This is a genomic window from Frigoribacterium sp. MEB024 (assembly GCF_000878135.1).
GTDB lineage: Bacteria > Actinomycetota > Actinomycetes > Actinomycetales > Microbacteriaceae > Frigoribacterium.
In genome coordinates this window covers 59,320-75,430 of sequence record NZ_JXQZ01000099.1, presented here as the reverse complement: position 1 = coordinate 75,430, position 16,111 = coordinate 59,320, and the positions used below count along the sequence as shown (strand labels likewise).

The window sequence follows — 16,111 nt, the reverse complement described above, 5'->3', positions numbered from 1 at the left end:
CGACCCCCGCGACGTCCGTCGCGCTCAGGCTGCTCCCAGCAGATTCGAGGACGACCTCGCCAGTCTGGTCGGACGACCACCGAGCCACGACGAGGACTGATGACGCCACCCACCGACTCCCCCGCCAGCAAGAAGGAACGCCGAGAGGCGGCCCGCGAGAAGGCCCGCATCACCCGTGAGGCCGAGGCCCGTCGGCGCCGACGCAACAAGTGGCTCCTGCAGGGCGGCCTGGTGGTCGGCGTGGTGGCGGTCCTCGCGATCGTCGCGCTCGTCATCACGCAGTCGATCAAGCCGGCCGGTCCCGGCCCCGCCAACATGGCGAGCGACGGTCTCGTGCTCGAGGGGTCGAACGGCGCCGTCACCGCCGTGCCGAGCGGGGCCCTCGCGGCCGACGCGACGCCGACCCCGGCCCCGAGTGCGACCGGCGACGTGCCGTCGATCGTGGTCTACCTCGACTACATGTGCCCGTTCTGCGGCCAGTTCGACACGACGAACGCCCAGCAGCTCGACGAGGCCGTCTCGAGCGGCGCCGCCACCCTGGCGATCCACCCCATCGGGTTCCTCGACAACGCCTCGCAGGGCAGCCGGTACTCGACGCGCGCCGCCAACGCCTTCGCCTGCGTCGCGAACCACGAGCCCGACAAGGCGCTCGACGTCAACACGGCCCTGTTCGCGCAACAGCCCGAGGAGAACACCCGGGGTCTGACGAACGACGAGCTCGTCACCCTGGTTCAGGGTGCCGGGGCGACCGACGAGCAGATCCCGTCGTGCATCAAGGGGGGCGACTTCGAGGACTGGGTCGCCTCGGCCACCCAGCGGGCGTTGAACGACCCGATCCCGAACTCGTCGCTCGACAAGCTCGCGAGCACCCCGCTCGTCCTGGTGAACGGCCAGCAGTACCAGGGCTCGCTGACCGATGCGAGCACCTTCGCGCAGTTCGTCGCCGAGGTGCAGAACGGCGCCCCGACCGGCGACACCAGCACGGGCGAGACCGGTGGCTCGACGGCGACGCCGACCCCCTGACGACGCGACCCGTCGACACGACCGAGCCCGCGCCTCCTGATGGACTCAGGAGGCGCGGGCTCGGTGGTCTCCGGCGTCACGCCGGCGGGTGGCTCAGAACCAGAGGGCCAGCTCGCGCGCGGCGCTCTCGGGGCTGTCGCTGCCGTGCACCAGGTTCTGCTGGACCTTCAAGCCCCAGTCGCGGCCGAGGTCGCCACGGATCGTGCCGGGGGCCGCGGTCGTCGGGTCGGTCGTGCCGGCCAGCGAGCGGAAGCCCGCGATGACGGCGTCGCCCGCGATGCGCAGCGCGACGGTCGGGCCGCTCTGCATGAACTCGACGAGGGGCTCGTAGAACGGCTTGCCCACGTGCTCCTCGTAGTGCTTCGCGAGCAGGTCGCGGTCGGCCTGCACGAGGCGGACGTCGACGAGCGAGTACCCCTTGGCCTCGATGCGGCGCAGGATCTCGCCGGTCAGGCCGCGGGCGACGCCGTCGGGCTTGACGAGGACGAGTGTTTCTTCGAGATCGGACATTGCTCCTCTTTCGGTGGGTGGCGGATGGCTCGCGGGCGGTCGCCCGGAGGACGGGTCGGGGGGTCTCGGCTCAGGCCACGTCGCCGGGGGCGTCGCGCAGCCGGGCGGCGTTCATGCGGTCGAGCTGCGTGCCCTTGACCAGGCAGTAGGTCCAGATGGCGACGAACAGGGCGGCCACGACGAACATGACCGGATCGAGGAACCCACAGGCCACGAGACCCAGCTGGACGAGCCAGCCGAGGGCGACGCCCCACCGCCAGCGCAGGGTCTGCGAGATCAGCAGCGTGAGGACGATCGCGGCGAGGCCTCCGCCCCAGGCGACGCCGGCCGGCAGCAACTGCCGCCCGAAGACCACGAGGGTGACGAAGAACAGCGTCATCGCCTCGAGCACGAGGACGATCGAGAGCAGGCTCTCGGCCGCCCCGCGGCGTCGACGGGGGCGCGGCGCGCGTCCGCCGGCTCCGGCTCCGGCGGGAGGCGGTGCCGTCGTCACGAGAGCCCCTCGGGCTGCTGCGAGAGGGCGATGACGTCGCCGACCAGCGTGATCGAACCCGTCACGACGACGCCGCCGGGCTCGTCGCCCTCGACCTCGTCGGCCAGGTCGCGCGCCGTGCGCAGGGCCGCCACGAGGTCGGTCTCGACGACGACGCGGTCGGCACCCACGACGCCCACCGCGATGGCGGCGAGCTCGTCGGCGTCGATCGCCCGGTCGGACTGCGAGCTCGTCACGACGAACTGGGTGACCGTGGGCGCCAGGGCGCGGACGATGCCCGCGGCGTCCTTGTCGGCCAGCACGCTGAGCACCGCGACGACGCCGCCGAACTGGAAGTAGTCGTCGAGCGCCTTGGCGAGGGCGCGGGCGCCGTGCGGGTTGTGCGCCGCGTCGACCAGGATCGTCGGCTCGTTGGCGACGATCTGCAGACGGCCGGGCGACGTCGCACTCGCGAGTCCCTCGGCGAGCACCTCGTGGTCGAGCGGCTGCGACCCGCCGCCGAGGAAGGACTCGACGGCCGCGACCGCGACGGCCGCGTTCTGGGCCTGGTGGTCTCCGAACTGCGGCAGCAGCAGATCGTCGTAGCGGCCCGCGAGCCCGCGGATCGTGACGACCTGGCCGCCGACCGCGACGGTGGTCGACTCGACGCCGAAGGCGGTGCCCTCGACCGCGAGCGACCCCTCGCTCAACTCGACGGCACGTTCGAGTTCGACCAGGGCTTCGGAGGTCTGCGACGCCGAGACCACGGCGGCCGTGGGCTTGACGATCCCGGCCTTCGTGCGGGCGATCTCGGCCACGGTCGAGCCGAGACGGTTCTGGTGGTCGAGGGCGATGGGGGTGAAGACGGCGACCTGGCCGTCGGCCACGTTCGTGCTGTCCCATTCGCCCCCCATGCCGACCTCGAGCACGACCACGTCGGCCGGAGCGTCGGCGAAGCAGGCGAAGGCGAGCACCGTCAGGGCCTCGAAGAAGGTCAGGGCGGGGTCGCCCGAGGCCTCGAGGTCGGTGTCGACCATGGTCAGGTAGGGCTGGATGTCGTCCCAGTTGGCGACCAGGCGCTCGTCGCTGATCGGCTCGCCGTCGACGACGATGCGCTCGTTGAGGTGCACGAGATGCGGGCTCGTCATGAGCCCGGTGCGCAGGCCGTGCGCCCGCAGGATGCTCTCGATCATCCGGCTGGTCGACGTCTTGCCGTTCGTGCCGGTGAGGTGGATGACCGGGTAGGCCCGCTGCGGGTCACCCAGCAGTTCGACGGCGCGCCGGGTCGGCTCGAGCCGGGGCTGCGGGGCCTGCTCGCCGATGCGTGCCAGCAGCTCGTCGTGGACGCGCCGCGCGCCGGCTGCGAACTCGCCTCCCTGCTCGTCGGCGGGGTCGCCCTGACGGTCGTTCTTCTTCGGGGTCATGCGCGTCGTACCTCCACGACGACGGCCGAGCCGGGGCCCGATCCGACGACGGTCTTCTCGGGCCTGTCGCCGACGCCCTCGTGGACGTCGACGATCAGCTCGGTGGTCAGGGTCTCGCGAGAGATCAGCTCGCGGTGTGCCTCGACGGCGGCGGCCGCGGCGGCGTCGGTCGTGAGCGTCGTCGTGATGCGGTCGGACACGTCGAGGTCGGCGACCTTGCGGGCCTGCTGGACGGCGCGGACGACGTCGCGAGCCAGGCCCTCGGCCTCGAGCTCGGGCGTCGTCGCGGTGTCGAGCAGCACGAAGCCGCCGTCACCGACGAAGGCGAGGGCGCTCGACGCGTCCGCGACCGCCAGCTCGAGGGTGAACTCCCCCGGCAGCAGCTCGACGCCGCCGACGACGACGTTCTCGCCCGCGGGCTGCCAGTCGCCCTTCTTCGCCGCGGGGATGACCTGCTGCACCTGCTTGCCGATGCGGGGACCCGCGGCCCGGGCGTTGACTGTGAGCTTGCGGGTGACTCCGTACTCGCCGAGGCTCTCCTCGGTCAGGCGGGTCACGACGACCCGCTTGACGTTGAGTTCGTCACGCACAATGTCGGCGAACGCCTCGAGGCCTGCCGGGTCGGGCGTGACGACCGTCAGACGGGCCAGCGGCAGACGGACGCGCAGCCCCTGGGACTTGCGCAGCGCCAGACCGCTCGACGCGACGGCGCGGACGGCGTCCATCGCGGTCACGAGAGCGTCGTCGGCCGGGAACGCCGAGGCGTCGGGCCAGTCGGTCAGGTGCACCGAGCGCCCCCCGGTGAGGCCCTTGTAGACCTCGTCAGCGACGAGCGGGGCGAGCGGGGCCGCGACCCGTGTGAGCGTCTCGAGCACCGTGAAGAGGGTGTCGAACGCGTCGACGTCGTCGCCCGACCAGAACCGGTCGCGCGAGCGTCGGACGTACCAGTTGGTCAGCACGTCGGCGAAGTCACGCAGCGTCGCGGTGGCCCGCGGCGTGTCGAGGGCGTCGAGCGCGGCCTCGACGTCGGACACCAGGAGGCGCGTCTTCGCGAGCAGGTAGCGGTCGAGGACGTCGCTCGAGTCGGTTCGCCACTGCGCGTCGTGACCGGGGGCGGCATGCCGACCCGCGCCTCCGGACGCGGCGTTGGCGTAGAGCGAGAAGAAGTACCAGGTGCTCCACAGCGGCAGCAGGAACTGTCGGACGCCCTCGCGGATGCCCTCTTCGGTGACGACGAGGTTGCCGCCGCGGATCACCGAGCTCGACATGAGGAACCAGCGCATGGCGTCGGCCCCGTCGCGGTCGAACACCTCGCTGACGTCCGGGTAGTTGCGCAGGCTCTTCGACATCTTCTGACCGTCGGAGCCGAGCACGATGCCGTGGCTGATGACGTTCGAGAAGGCCGGGCGGTCGAACAGCGCGGTGGACAGCGTGTGCAGCGTGTAGAACCAGCCGCGGGTCTGACCGATGTACTCGACGATGAAGTCGGCAGGGCTGTGCTCGTCGAACCACTGCTGGTTCTCGAACGGGTAGTGCACCTGGGCGAACGGCATCGAACCGCTGTCGAACCAGACGTCGAGGACGTCCTCGATGCGGCGCATGGTGCTCTGCCCCGTCGGGTCGTCGGGGTTCGGGCGGGTGAGCTCGTCGATGAAGGGGCGGTGCAGGTCGGGCTCGCCGTCGGCGTTCAGCGGAAGTCGACCGAAGTCGGCCTCCATCTCGGCCAGCGAGCCGTAGACGTCGACGCGCGGGTAGGCGGGGTCGTCGCTCTTCCACACCGGGATCGGTGAACCCCAGTAGCGGTTGCGCGAGATCGACCAGTCGCGGGCGTTGCCGACCCACTTGCCGAACTGGCCGTCCTTGACGTTGTCGGGCACCCAGGTGATCTGCTGGTTCAGCTCGCCCATGCGGTCGCGGAACTCGGTGACGCGGACGAACCAGCTCGACACGGCCTTGTAGATCAGGGGATTGCGGCAGCGCCAGCAGTGCGGGTAGCTGTGCTCGTAGCTGGCGAGGCGCACCAGGCGACCGTCGGCACGGAGGCGCTGCACGAGCGGCTTGTTGGCGTCGAAGACCTGCAGGCCGGCGACGCCCAGCTCGTCGAACATCGGCAGGAAGCGCCCACCGTCGTCGACCGAGACGATGACGGGGATGCCGGCGGCGGCGCAGACCAGCTGGTCGTCCTCGCCGTAGGCCGGGGCCTGGTGGACGATGCCGGTGCCCTCGCCGGTGGCGACGTAGTCCGCGACCAGGATGCGCCAGGCGTTCTCGGTGCCCCAGGCCTCGGTGTCGGCGTAGAGGTCCCAGATGCGGTCGTACTCGACGCCCTCGAGCTCGGCACCGGTGAAGGTCGCGGTGACGGCGGACTGGGCGGCCTCGGCGGATTCGTAGCCCAGGTCGCGGGCGTAGGCGGCGAGCGTGTCGGCCGCGAGCAGGAACACGCTGCCGGTGAGCAGCTCTTGGTCGCCGGTGCGCTCGCCCGGCAGCAGGGCGTGCGGCACGGCGACGTAGTCGATGGCCGGCCCCACGGCGAGCGCCATGTTGGTCGGCAGGGTCCACGGGGTGGTCGTCCAGGCGAGGGCCTCGACGCCGGTCAGGCCGAGCGCCTCGGCCTTGGCGCCGACGAGCGGGAAGGCGACCGTGACCGTCTGGTCCTGGCGGCTCTTGTAGACGTCGTCGTCCATGCGCAGCTCGTGGTTCGACAGGGGGGTCTGGTCGTGCCAGCAGTAGGGCAGCACGCGGAAGCCCTCGTAGGCGAGCCCCTTGTCATGCAGCTGCTTGAAGGCCCAGACGACGCTCTCCATGTAGTCGACGTCGAGGGTCTTGTAGTCGTCGTCGAAGTCGACCCAGCGCGCCTGACGGGTGACGTACTGCTGCCACTCGTCGGTGTACTGCAGCACCGACTTGCGGGCGGCGGCGTTGAAGACGTCGATGCCCATGTCGTCGATCTCGTGCTTCTCGGTCAGCCCGAGCTGGCGCATCGCCTCGAGCTCGGCGGGCAGCCCGTGGGTGTCCCAGCCGAAACGCCGGTGCACCTGCTTGCCGCGCATGGTCTGGTACCGCGGGAACACGTCCTTGGCGTAGCCCGTCAGGAGGTGTCCGTAGTGCGGCAGGCCGTTGGCGAACGGCGGGCCGTCGTAGAAGACCCACTCGTCGCAGCCCTCGCGGGCCCGGATCGACTCGGCGAAGGTGTCGTCGCGCTTCCAGAAGGCGAGGACGCCGGTCTCGATCTCGGGGAAGCGCGGTGAGGCGGGGACGCCCGTGGCGTCGGAACCCTTGGGGTAGGTCATCGGTTCTCCAGGTCGTGCGGTGGGTCGCCCCCGCTGCTCTGGCCGAGGGACCTTCTGACCACGAGGACGCCGACCGGGTGCCTGACCCGGATGGCGCGGTACCACCCCGCTTGCCGCCGTCGTCGCCCTCTCGGACGGTGACCGCGACCGCTCTGCTGCGGCTGTGACGGGCCTGCCCCGCCCGGTTCTACCGACGACCACCGGGCCGTGGCCCGCCGGTCGCTTTCTTCCGGGTGCTCCCCGGTGATGGCCGGATCGATGCGTGGTCGATCCTACCGTCAGAGCCGAGGAGGCGCGAGGTCGTTCCGAGGAGCAGGATCGAGGCCATGTCCTCCACCCCGTCCGCGTCGCCGGCCAAGCCCGAGAGCACGGTCACCGTCATCGTGGCGTTCCTCGCCAACCTGCTCATCGCCGTCGCGAAGACGGTCGCCGCCTTCCTGACGGGGTCGGCCTCGATGGTCGCCGAGTCGGCGCACTCGTGGGCGGACACGGGCAACGAGATCTTCCTCTTCGTCGCCGACAAGCGCGGCGTCAAGCGCCGGGACGACGCCCACCCCCTCGGCTACGGGAAGGAGACCTACGTCTGGTCCATGTTCGCCGCCTTCGGCCTGTTCACCGTCGGTGCCGTCGTGTCGATCCAGCACGGCATCTCGCAGTTGACCGCCGAGGAGGAGGCGGAGAACTACCTGATCAACTACGTCGTCCTCGCGATCGCCTTCGTGCTCGAGGGCACGTCGTTCCTGCAGGCCTTCCGCCAGGCCCGCGGCTCGGCGGCCGAACGGCAGGTGCCGACGCTGCGGCACGTGCTGCGCAGCTCGAACTCGACCCTGCGGGCGGTGTTCGCCGAGGACGCGGCAGCGCTGATCGGCCTGCTGATCGCCTTCCTCGGCATCTTCCTGCACCAGGTCACCGGGTCGGCGGTGTTCGACGCGATCGGCTCGATCGCGGTCGGCGTGCTGCTGGGAGTGGTCGCGCTGGTGCTGATCGACCGCAACCGGAGGTTCCTCGTCGGCGAGAGCCCCTCGGACGAGCTCGAGTCGACCGTGCTCGAACGTCTGCTGGCCCGACCCGAGATCGAGCGAGTCACCTACCTGCACACCGAGTTCGTGGGGCCGGGCCGTCTCTACCTGGTCGCCGCAGTCGACATGACGGGCGACGACAGCGAGGAGCACGTGGCCGTCGCCCTGCGCCGCGTGGAGCGTCAGCTCGAGGACCACGACGCCGTCGAGGAAGCGGTGCTCACCCTCTCGACGCCGGACGAGCCGAGCCTGACGCCCCGGAAGGCGTCCGACCCGGCTCGTCGCTGACCGCGGACCGGTCAGGCGTCAGCCCCGGGAGGCGCGGCGCCGGGTGACGAGGACGGTCGCCGCCCCGAGACCCACGAGCACCATCCCGGCGAGACCCGCCCACGGCGTCGTCTCGGACGAGCCCGTGTAGGCGAGGTCCGAGCGGTGCGACACGGGGACGACCCTCACACCGACCGGGATGACGGGCTTCGAGACGGTCGGGACGATCGCAGGCGTGACCGGAGACACCACCGGCGCTGCCGCAGCCGGAGCGGCCAGTGCGAATTCCACCACGACCGGGACGGATTGACGGCTGCGCGGCGGACCCTCGAGGCCGAGCTGGCCGTCACCGCGAGGCACGTACTGACTCACGAGCAGCCGCCACGACCCGTGAGGCAGGATCTCCGTGAAGCGGTAGGTACCGTCGGCGGCGACGCGGGGGGCGTCGTAGTCGTGGCCCCACCCCTCTTGACCACTCAAGGCTTCGACCGTGAAGGCGATGGCCGATCCGGGGACGCCCGTTCCGGCGATCTCGAACACACCCAGACCCGGGTACTCGGAATCTGCCGTCACGACCGCCCCGGTCCGTGGCGTGCTCACGGTCACGGCCGGGGACGTCGGGACGTCGATCCGGAACGTGCGGGATTCCTGCCCCAGCACGAGTCCCTGGGCATCCTCGACGACCACCGTGACGGTCTGGTCCACTGCGGCGTCGTCCCCGAGACCGATGGTCGTCTCGATCCGCGGACCGGACTGGTGCACCGCGCCCCAGACGACCACGCCCGCGCCGTCGAGCACCTCGATCTGCACGTCGACCTCGTCCGTGAGGACGACGACGTCGTAACCCAGGGTGTCGTAGGCCCCGCCCTGCACGGGACTCTCGAGCGTGAAGGCGCCCGCCCGCGCCGCGAGTGCCTCGTCCGAACCCTCGACCGCTGTCTCGGGCACCGCCACGCCCGGCTCGGTGCCGACGGGCGCCTCATCCTCAGCCGGCCCGGAACCGTCCGTCGGCTCGGCTGTGGACTCGTCCGCGGGCACGGCCGGCTCCGGAGCGTCGTCGACGATCTCGGGCTCTACCGTCGCTTCGACCACGGGTTCGACGTCGGCCGGAGCGGCCGCCGCCTCCTGCTCGATCGGAACCGGCTGCGCAAAGGCCGCCTGTCCGCTCAGCGCGATGCCCCCCAGGGCGATGACGATGGCCGTCGACAGCGCGGTGGCGGTCGACACGGTCTTCTTCATGAGTGATGTCCTCTTCAGTGAGTCAGGGTGGACCGGTCGCCCTGACCCACCCCGGGGCGACCGGTCGCCGTCCCGGTGATCCGGTCCGACGAGCACGACGTTAGCCACCGAGGGCGACAGATCCTCACGCCGTGATCAGGCCGTGACGAGAAGTCATCCGCAAGGTTGAGCCGCCCTCAACCCTCCGGCGCCGCGCGGGCTCACCCTCTCGTTCGGGGGGTGATTCGTGACGCATCCCGCGGTCGCTTCCAGCCACTTCATGGCGCGCTCGGCTACCGTGATGCAGTGCAAGCAGTCATCAAGCTCATCAGAGAGCACCCCTCCGCGGCGAGGTTCCTCGTCGTCGGGGGCATCGGCTTCGTGATCACCATGGTGATCAACTACGGGCTCAAGCTGTTCGTCATCCCCCAGCACCCCGTCACCGCCCTCGCGCTGGGCATCATCGTCGCGACGGTCTTCTCGTACTGGATGAACAAGAAGTGGTCGTTCGACGACCGCGGCGAGCGTCACACCGCGCACGAGATGTTGCTCTTCGTCATCGTCAGCATCATCGGGGTCGGCCTCAACTCGGCGCCGCTCTACCTCTCGCGTTACGGCTTCGGCCTCGAGGTGCCGAACGTCTCGCGAACCGCGCAAGAGATCGCCGACTTCGTCAGCGGCCCGATCGTCGGCACCATGCTCGCCATGGTCTTCCGCTACTGGGCCATGAACAAGTGGGTCTTCCCGAAGCGCGCCGAGCTGGTCGACGTCCTCTCGCCCACGTCCCCCTCGACGTCGCCGACACCGACCGTCTAGGCCGAGCGCGCCTCCCGGGCGTCGAGTCCGTCCGCGACCGGCCCCACGGCCGCCGCGACGACCGGTCCGAGGGGCCCGCGCGAGACACCGGCTCGGGCCCAGGTCGAGATCGCGGCCGCCGCGGCGGCGATCAAGGCCGAGCCGACCACCTGGGCCGACAGGTCCGACCGATCGCGACCCGAGCGCTCGGCGACGTACGATGCGACCGCCCCTTGCTGGCGCACGAACCGGACGGCCGCCGACGCGACCAGGTCGTCACCGAGGGCCATCGCCTCGGACTGGGTCAGCGCCCACGGCACGCGCTCGGGATCGTGGGCCTCGGCGAGCGCGACGAGCGCCGCCTCGACCGCCCGGACCGGCGAGAGCCCCGAGGAGGCGCGCAGCAGGTCCCCGAGATCCGCGAGGCTCTGGTCGAGGTCGAGCCAGAAGAGGTCGGACTTGGCCTCGAAGTAGTTGAAGAACGTGCCGCGGCTGACGCCGGCCCGGCGGGCGATGTCGTCGACGGTCGTCCCGGCGTAGCCGTTCTCGAGGAACAGCTCGGCGGCCGCGTCGGCCAGCATCTCGGCGGACGAGCGGCGAGGTCGGCCGACCGGCCGCCGCGGGCGGATCGGACCTGGTCCATCTGACATGGCCACCATCATGCCGCTAGACTCGACGCCGCACTTGTTGCACCCGGTCCACGAATGCAGCCCTCGTCTCGGAGGCAGTGGATCACACCCGACGTCCCGTCAGTCCCCACGCCCGGAGCCCCATGCGCAGTCGCCTGCCCGTCCTGATCGCCGCCACCGCCGTCGCGAGCCTCGTGCTCGCCGGCTGCACGAGCGGGGATGACCCCGACGCCTCCTCCACCCCGGTCTCCGGGGGCACGCTCACCTACGCCTCGGGCGACGCCGAGCCGACCTGCCTCGACCCCCACGTGGGCGGCAACTACCCGCAGGCGCTCGTGTCGACGCAGTACCTCGAGTCGCTCGTCTCGAAGGACGCGAACGGTGACGTCGTCCCGTGGCTGGCCGACTCCTGGGAAGAGGCATCCGACGGCCTCAGCTGGACCTTCACGCTGAAGGACGGCGTGACCTTCACCGACGGCACCCCGTTCGACGCCGCCGCCGTGGCCGCCAACGTCGCCCACCTCCAGGACCCCACGACGCTGTCGTCGACCGGGTACCTCGCCCTCGGCAAGGTCACCGGCGTCCAGGCGGTCGACGCCCGCACGGCACGCTTCGACCTGCGCGAGCCCGACAGCGCCCTCCTCGAGTCCCTCTCACAGCCCTGGCTCGCGATGGAGTCCCCCGACGCCCTGACCCGCAGCCAGGAGGTCAACTGCGAGTCACCGGTCGGCACCGGCCCGTTCGCGGTCGAGTCGTGGACCAAGCAGCAGCAGGTCGTCCTCACCCGCAACGACGACTACAGCTCGCCGCCGGCCGACGCCGGGCACCAGGGGCCCGCCTACCTCGACGAGATCGTCTGGCGGTTCATCCCCGACTCGGCGTCGCGCTACGCCGCGCTGCAGGCCGGCCAGGTCGACGTGATCGACAACGCCCAGCCCGACACCCTGGTCGCCGCGGCCAAGGACGACTCGCTCGACGAGATCGACGCCCCTCGCCCCGGGGCCTCGAACCGCATCGAGCTCAACGCCGGCAAGGCGCCCTTCGACGACCTGGCCGTCCGCGAGGCGTTCATCCGTGGCGTCGACGTCGACTCGGGCATCGACTCGCTCTTCTTCGGGACGGCGACGCGGTCGTACAGCCCGCTGTCGAGCGTCGAGCCGCTGGCATTCTCCGACGAGTCGCTCTTCGACGTCGACACCGACGCGGCGAACGACCTGCTCGACCGGGCCGGGTGGACCACCCGCGACGCGGACGGTTACCGCACGAAGGACGGTGTGCGCCTCGCCGCGACGTTCCCGGTCAGCACGAACCAGTCGATCCCGGCCGAGCAGTCGCTCTTCGAGCAGGTCCAGGCCGGCGCGAAGGACCTCGGCTTCGACGTCACCCTCGAGCCCCTCGACCTCTCGAGCTGGTACGGCGCCCTCGCCGCGAACGAGTACGACCTGGTGAGCGCGCCGTACACGAAGGTCGGCCCCGACGTGCTGCGCATCCTCTACGACAGCGACGGCATCACCCCGGCCCCGAGCGGCTACTTCGCCAACCTGTCGCAGACGAGCGACCCGGCCCTCGACGACCTGTTGACCCGCGCCTCCGAGACGAGCGACGCCGACGAGCGCGCCGACCTCTACCAGCAGGCGCAGCAGATCATCCTCGAGGGGTGGCACGTCCTGCCGCTGTACGACCAGCAGAACCACTACCTGGTGCGCTCGGCCGTCCAGGGGGTCCGTGCCCTGCCGACGGTCCAGGCGCCGACGATGTACGACGCCTACGAGGCGAGCTGACCGGGTGCGTCCCGGGCGGTGGCGACGGGCGGGTCGGTGGCTCGTCGGCCGCCTGCTCGGTGCGGTCTTCGTGCTCTGGGCCGTCGCGACGCTCATCTTCTTCGCCATCCGGCTCGTGCCGGGCGACCCGGCCGAGGCGATCCTCGGCGGTCCGGGGTCGCAGGCGTCGGCCGAGGCCCTCGACACGGTCCGCCGGCAGTACGGCCTCGACCAGCCGCTGCTCGTCCAGTACCTCGCGCAGCTCGGTCGACTCGCGACGGGCGACCTCGGCACCTCGTACTCGCTGCGCACCGACGTCGGCCGGTTGCTGCTCGACCAGTTGCCGGGCACGATCGGCCTGGCCCTGCTGGCCCTGGTCGTGGCCTGGCTGCTGGCGATCGCGACGGCCTGGTGGGCGACCCTCAGCGGTCGGATCGCCTCGGCGGTGTCGTCGGGGCTCGAGGTCGTCGCCTCGGCCGTCCCGCACTTCTGGTTGGCCAGCCTGCTGATCCTGGTCTTCAGCACCGAGCTCGGGCTGCTCCCCCCGGTGAGCACGGGCACCCCCGCGGGGCTCGTCCTGCCGGTCGTCACGCTCGCGATCCCCGTCGCGGGGTTTCTCGGCCAGGTCACCCGCGACTCGCTCCTCGACGCCGCGGCCACCCCGTTCGCCCTCTCGGCCCGAGCCCGGGGCGAGAGTCCGTCGGGGCTCTTCGTCCGTCACCTGCTCCGGCACGCGGCCCTGCCCGGGCTCGCCCTGTCGGGCTGGGCCTTCGGCTCGCTGCTCAGCGGCGCCGTCGTGGTCGAGTCGGTGTTCGCGCGCCCGGGACTCGGCCGCACCCTCCTCGGTGCGGTCACGCTGCGTGACATCCCTCTCGTGACCGGTGTCGCCCTCGTCTCGGCCCTCGCCTACGTCGTCGTGGTCGCCCTCGGCGACCTGGCCGAGCGCGCGGTCGACCCGAGAGGACGCGCGGCATGACCGCGCTGCCCGACCTGCCCCGGGGTGCCGACCCGACCCGCGCCTCCTCGATGCGCGCCGCCCGGCGGCGCTCGCCGCTCGGCCCCGCGGAACTCGTCGCGGCCGCCCTGCTGTCGCTCGTGGTCGTGATGGCCGTCGCGCCGGCCCTGCTGGCCCCCGCCGACCCGCTCGCCGTGTCGCCGACCGACGCGTTCGCCGGCCCGTCGGCCGCGCACCCGTTCGGCACCGACGAGTCGGGGCGGGGCGTCTGGACCCGCGTCGTCCACGGAGCCGGCGCCTCGCTGACGATCGGACTCGTCGCCACGCTGATCGGCACGGGCCTGGGTGTGGCCCTCGGCGTCCTGGCGGGCCTCGGCGGTCGCGGCCTGGTCGGTCGGGCGACCGACGTCGGCGTGAGTCGCGTGCTCGAGGTCCTCTTCGCCCTGCCCGGCCTGCTTCTGGCTCTCGTCGTCATCGCGTTCACCGGGCCCGGGGCCGTGCCCGCGACGATCGCCGTCGGCCTCGCGACCGCCCCCGGGTACGCCCGCATCGTCCGCAGCCAGGTGGCGGCCGTCCGCCGGTCGCCGATGGTCGAGGCCGCGACCGTGCTCGGTCGCCGCCCGGGGGTCGTCCTGCTGCGCCACGTGCTGCCGAACGCCCTCGCCCCCGTCGTCGTGCTCGCCACGCTGGGCCTCGGTCAGGCCGTCGTCTGGGCGTCGTCGCTGAGCTACCTCGGACTGGGGTCGCCGCCCCCGGCACCCGAGTGGGGTGCGATGCTCTCGGCCGGGCGCACGTACCTCGCGGTCGCCTGGTGGATGACCGTCTTCCCGGGGCTCGCCGTCGTCGTGACGGCCGCGTCGGCCACGGTCCTGGGGCGCGGTCTCGCGCGACGCGGGCGAGGAGGCCGACGATGACCACGGACCCGCCGGCGACCGGCGCCGCTCTCGGTGACCGGCACCGCGCCTCCTCGGACGACCTCGTCGTCGACCGCCTGCACGTCGCGTTCGACGGGGTGACCGCCGTCGACGACGTGTCGTTCTCGATGGGTCCCGGTGAATGCGTGGCCCTGGTCGGCGAGTCAGGATCGGGCAAGAGCGTGACCGCCCGGGCCCTGCTCGGGCTGACCGGTGGCACGGTGACGGCCGACGCCCTGCGACTCGGTGGCGACGACCTTCTCACGCTGACCGAACGACGCTGGCGTCGGCTGCGCGGCCCGCGCATCGGGCTCGTGCTGCAGGACGCCCTGGTCTCGCTCGACCCCCTGCGCCCGGTCGGTCGCGAGATCGACGACGCCCTGCGACTGCACACGCGCCTCTCGCCGACCGCCCGTCGGGCCCGGGTGCTCGAGGTCCTCACCGAGGTCGGCATGCCCGACCCCGAGGCGCGCCGCGGCCTGCGGTCGGGCGAGCTCTCGGGAGGGCTGCGGCAGCGGGCACTCATCGCCGCGGCCCTCGCCCTGCGGCCCGGCCTGATCGTCGCGGACGAACCGACCACCGCCCTCGACGCCGAGGTGCAGCGCCTGGTCGTCGACCGGCTCGCGGCCCTCCGCGACGCAGGGACGGCCGTCCTCGCGATCAGTCACGACCTGGGGGTCGTTCGCCGCCTGGCCGACCGCGTCGTCGTGATGCGCGACGGACGCGTGGTCGAGCAGGGGGCCACGGCGACCGTGCTCGACTCACCGCAGGCCGACTACACGCGCATGCTCCTCGCCGCCCTGCCGGGTGGGGCCCCGCGGGGTCGGCGCCTGTCGGCCGCCGTGACGCCCGACGGCCCGGACGCGGGAGGCGCGCCTGCGTCGACGACGCCGGTCACTCCCGGCACACCCCGGTCAGGAGGCGCGCCCGGCCCGTCGACGCCCGACACGTCGACGACTCCCCCGGTCGGCCCCGTCCTCGTGGCGACGGGCCTGCGCCGGGTCTTCGCGAGCCGTCGGGGGCCCGACCGGGTCGCCGTGGACGACGTCTCGCTCTCGCTGCGGGCCGGCGAGACGCTCGGCCTCGTCGGAGCGTCCGGCTCGGGCAAGACCACGACGGCTCGTCTGCTGCTCGGCCTCGACGACCCCGACGCCGGGACGGTCGACCTGCTCGGCACGACCTGGGCCCCGGCGCGCGAGCGCGATCGCCGTCCCCGCCGGGGCGACCTCGGGGCCGTCTACCAGGACCCCTCGAGCTCGTTCGACCCGCGCTTCACCGTCGGTCGGCTGCTGGCCGACGCGCTGACGGCCGGCCGCAGCACGCGCCTCGGCCCCGTCGAGCGCGAGGTCGTCGCCCTGCTGGCACGGGTCGGGCTCGACGCCGACACCGTGGCGCGACGGCCCGACACGTTGTCCGGCGGGCAGCGGCAACGGGTGGCGATCGCCCGCGCCCTGGCCCCGCGACCCCGGGTGATCGTCTGCGACGAGCCGGTCTCGGCGCTCGACGTCTCGGTCCAGGCCCAGGTGCTCGACCTGCTCGACGAGCTGCAGCGGCAGGACGGGCTCGCCTACGTCTTCATCTCGCACGACCTGGACGTCGTCGAGCACATGTCCGACCGGGTCGCCGTGATGCACGAGGGCCGGATCGTCGAGCAGGGCCGCACGGCGGACGTGTTCTCCGCCCCGCAGCACGCCCACACCCGCGCCCTGCTCGCCGCTCGCCCCTAGCCCCTAGCCCCGCCCGACCGGCCCGGCCCGGACCGGCCGGATGACACGACGTGCCGCTCACCTCCGAGGGTGAGCGGCACGTCGTGATGTCTCGACCGCGGAGGGTGG

At 72.2% G+C, this 16,111-nt stretch carries 13 protein-coding genes; 7 read left to right on the top strand and 6 right to left on the bottom strand.

Annotated elements, in window-relative coordinates; all coding sequences use genetic code 11:
- The first annotated feature begins 99 nt into the window (after positions 1-99).
- Entirely contained in the window at positions 100-1,023 is a 924-nt protein-coding gene (locus SZ60_RS14525) for a thioredoxin domain-containing protein (RefSeq protein WP_043597066.1), read from the top strand.
- 93 nt (positions 1,024-1,116) lie between these two features.
- Here the strand turns inward: SZ60_RS14525 and ndk are convergent, their stop codons facing one another.
- From ndk to ileS, 4 genes are all read right to left on the bottom strand, one after another.
- The gene (ndk, locus tag SZ60_RS14520) at positions 1,117-1,533 is read right to left on the bottom strand and encodes a nucleoside-diphosphate kinase (protein WP_043597064.1); all 417 of its coding nucleotides are present in this window, start codon (positions 1,531-1,533) and stop codon (positions 1,117-1,119) included.
- 70 nt (positions 1,534-1,603) lie between these two features.
- The gene (locus SZ60_RS14515; RefSeq protein WP_043597062.1) at positions 1,604-2,026 is read right to left on the bottom strand and encodes a DUF4233 domain-containing protein; all 423 of its coding nucleotides are present in this window, start codon (positions 2,024-2,026) and stop codon (positions 1,604-1,606) included.
- A complete protein-coding gene (locus SZ60_RS14510) occupies positions 2,023-3,429 on the bottom strand; it encodes a folylpolyglutamate synthase/dihydrofolate synthase family protein (protein ID WP_082060193.1) in 1,407 nt (468 codons plus the stop codon). Before SZ60_RS14510 ends, SZ60_RS14515 begins: the two co-directional genes overlap by 4 nt.
- Entirely contained in the window at positions 3,426-6,719 is a 3,294-nt protein-coding gene (gene ileS / locus SZ60_RS14505; protein ID WP_043597060.1) for an isoleucine--tRNA ligase, read from the bottom strand. The genes SZ60_RS14510 and ileS overlap by 4 nt, the downstream gene beginning before the upstream one ends.
- Before the next feature lie 326 nt (positions 6,720-7,045).
- Between ileS and SZ60_RS14500 the strand changes: the two genes are divergently transcribed.
- Positions 7,046-8,026 carry a cation diffusion facilitator family transporter gene (locus SZ60_RS14500; protein ID WP_043597059.1) on the top strand — a complete coding sequence of 327 codons (981 nt, stop codon included), beginning with the start codon at positions 7,046-7,048 and terminating at the stop codon, positions 8,024-8,026.
- A gap of 18 nt (positions 8,027-8,044) precedes the next feature.
- Here SZ60_RS14500 and SZ60_RS14495 read toward each other — a convergent pair whose 3' ends face one another.
- A complete protein-coding gene (locus SZ60_RS14495; protein WP_043597057.1) occupies positions 8,045-9,244 on the bottom strand; it encodes an LAETG motif-containing sortase-dependent surface protein in 1,200 nt (399 codons plus the stop codon).
- 285 nt (positions 9,245-9,529) lie between these two features.
- Here SZ60_RS14495 and SZ60_RS14490 point away from each other — a divergent pair, with 285 nt between their 5' ends.
- The gene (locus SZ60_RS14490) at positions 9,530-10,039 is read left to right on the top strand and encodes a GtrA family protein (RefSeq protein ID WP_043597054.1); all 510 of its coding nucleotides are present in this window, start codon (positions 9,530-9,532) and stop codon (positions 10,037-10,039) included.
- On the opposite strand, the gene SZ60_RS14485 is transcribed toward SZ60_RS14490, so the two are convergent.
- Positions 10,036-10,668, bottom strand: coding sequence for a TetR/AcrR family transcriptional regulator (locus tag SZ60_RS14485; RefSeq protein ID WP_043597139.1), 633 nt, complete (start codon positions 10,666-10,668; stop codon positions 10,036-10,038). The two genes, SZ60_RS14490 and SZ60_RS14485, sit on opposite strands and share 4 nt — an antisense overlap.
- A gap of 122 nt (positions 10,669-10,790) precedes the next feature.
- Between SZ60_RS14485 and SZ60_RS14480 the strand changes: the two genes are divergently transcribed.
- From SZ60_RS14480 to SZ60_RS14465, 4 genes are read left to right on the top strand one after another with little or no spacing between them, the layout of a single operon-like run.
- A complete protein-coding gene (locus SZ60_RS14480; RefSeq protein WP_043597051.1) occupies positions 10,791-12,428 on the top strand; it encodes an ABC transporter substrate-binding protein in 1,638 nt (545 codons plus the stop codon).
- A 4-nt stretch (positions 12,429-12,432) separates the two neighbouring features.
- A complete protein-coding gene (locus SZ60_RS14475; RefSeq protein WP_043597048.1) occupies positions 12,433-13,383 on the top strand; it encodes an ABC transporter permease in 951 nt (316 codons plus the stop codon).
- Positions 13,380-14,276, top strand: a complete 897-nt coding sequence (locus tag SZ60_RS14470; protein WP_082060190.1) for an ABC transporter permease — start codon at positions 13,380-13,382, stop codon at positions 14,274-14,276. Before SZ60_RS14475 ends, SZ60_RS14470 begins: the two co-directional genes overlap by 4 nt.
- Positions 14,273-16,003 carry an ABC transporter ATP-binding protein gene (locus tag SZ60_RS14465; protein WP_082060189.1) on the top strand — a complete coding sequence of 577 codons (1,731 nt, stop codon included), beginning with the start codon at positions 14,273-14,275 and terminating at the stop codon, positions 16,001-16,003. The genes SZ60_RS14470 and SZ60_RS14465 overlap by 4 nt, the downstream gene beginning before the upstream one ends.
- The last annotated feature ends 108 nt before the right edge of the window (positions 16,004-16,111 follow it).

What these genes read in the sequence shown, in the direction of transcription:
- SZ60_RS14470 (WP_082060190.1), top strand. Translation starts at nt 13,380, where the DNA reads ATGACCGCGCTGCCCGACCTGCCCCGGGGTGCCGACCCGACCCGCGCC.
- SZ60_RS14525 (WP_043597066.1), top strand. Translation starts at nt 100, where the DNA reads ATGACGCCACCCACCGACTCCCCCGCCAGCAAGAAGGAACGCCGAGAG.
- SZ60_RS14510 (WP_082060193.1), bottom strand. Translation starts at nt 3,429, where the DNA reads ATGACCCCGAAGAAGAACGACCGTCAGGGCGACCCCGCCGACGAGCAG.
- SZ60_RS14465 (WP_082060189.1), top strand. Translation starts at nt 14,273, where the DNA reads ATGACCACGGACCCGCCGGCGACCGGCGCCGCTCTCGGTGACCGGCAC.
- SZ60_RS14495 (WP_043597057.1), bottom strand. Translation starts at nt 9,244, where the DNA reads ATGAAGAAGACCGTGTCGACCGCCACCGCGCTGTCGACGGCCATCGTC.
- SZ60_RS14485 (WP_043597139.1), bottom strand. Translation starts at nt 10,668, where the DNA reads ATGTCAGATGGACCAGGTCCGATCCGCCCGCGGCGGCCGGTCGGCCGA.
- ileS (WP_043597060.1), bottom strand. Translation starts at nt 6,719, where the DNA reads ATGACCTACCCCAAGGGTTCCGACGCCACGGGCGTCCCCGCCTCACCG.
- SZ60_RS14480 (WP_043597051.1), top strand. Translation starts at nt 10,791, where the DNA reads ATGCGCAGTCGCCTGCCCGTCCTGATCGCCGCCACCGCCGTCGCGAGC.
- SZ60_RS14500 (WP_043597059.1), top strand. Translation starts at nt 7,046, where the DNA reads ATGTCCTCCACCCCGTCCGCGTCGCCGGCCAAGCCCGAGAGCACGGTC.
- ndk (WP_043597064.1), bottom strand. Translation starts at nt 1,533, where the DNA reads ATGTCCGATCTCGAAGAAACACTCGTCCTCGTCAAGCCCGACGGCGTC.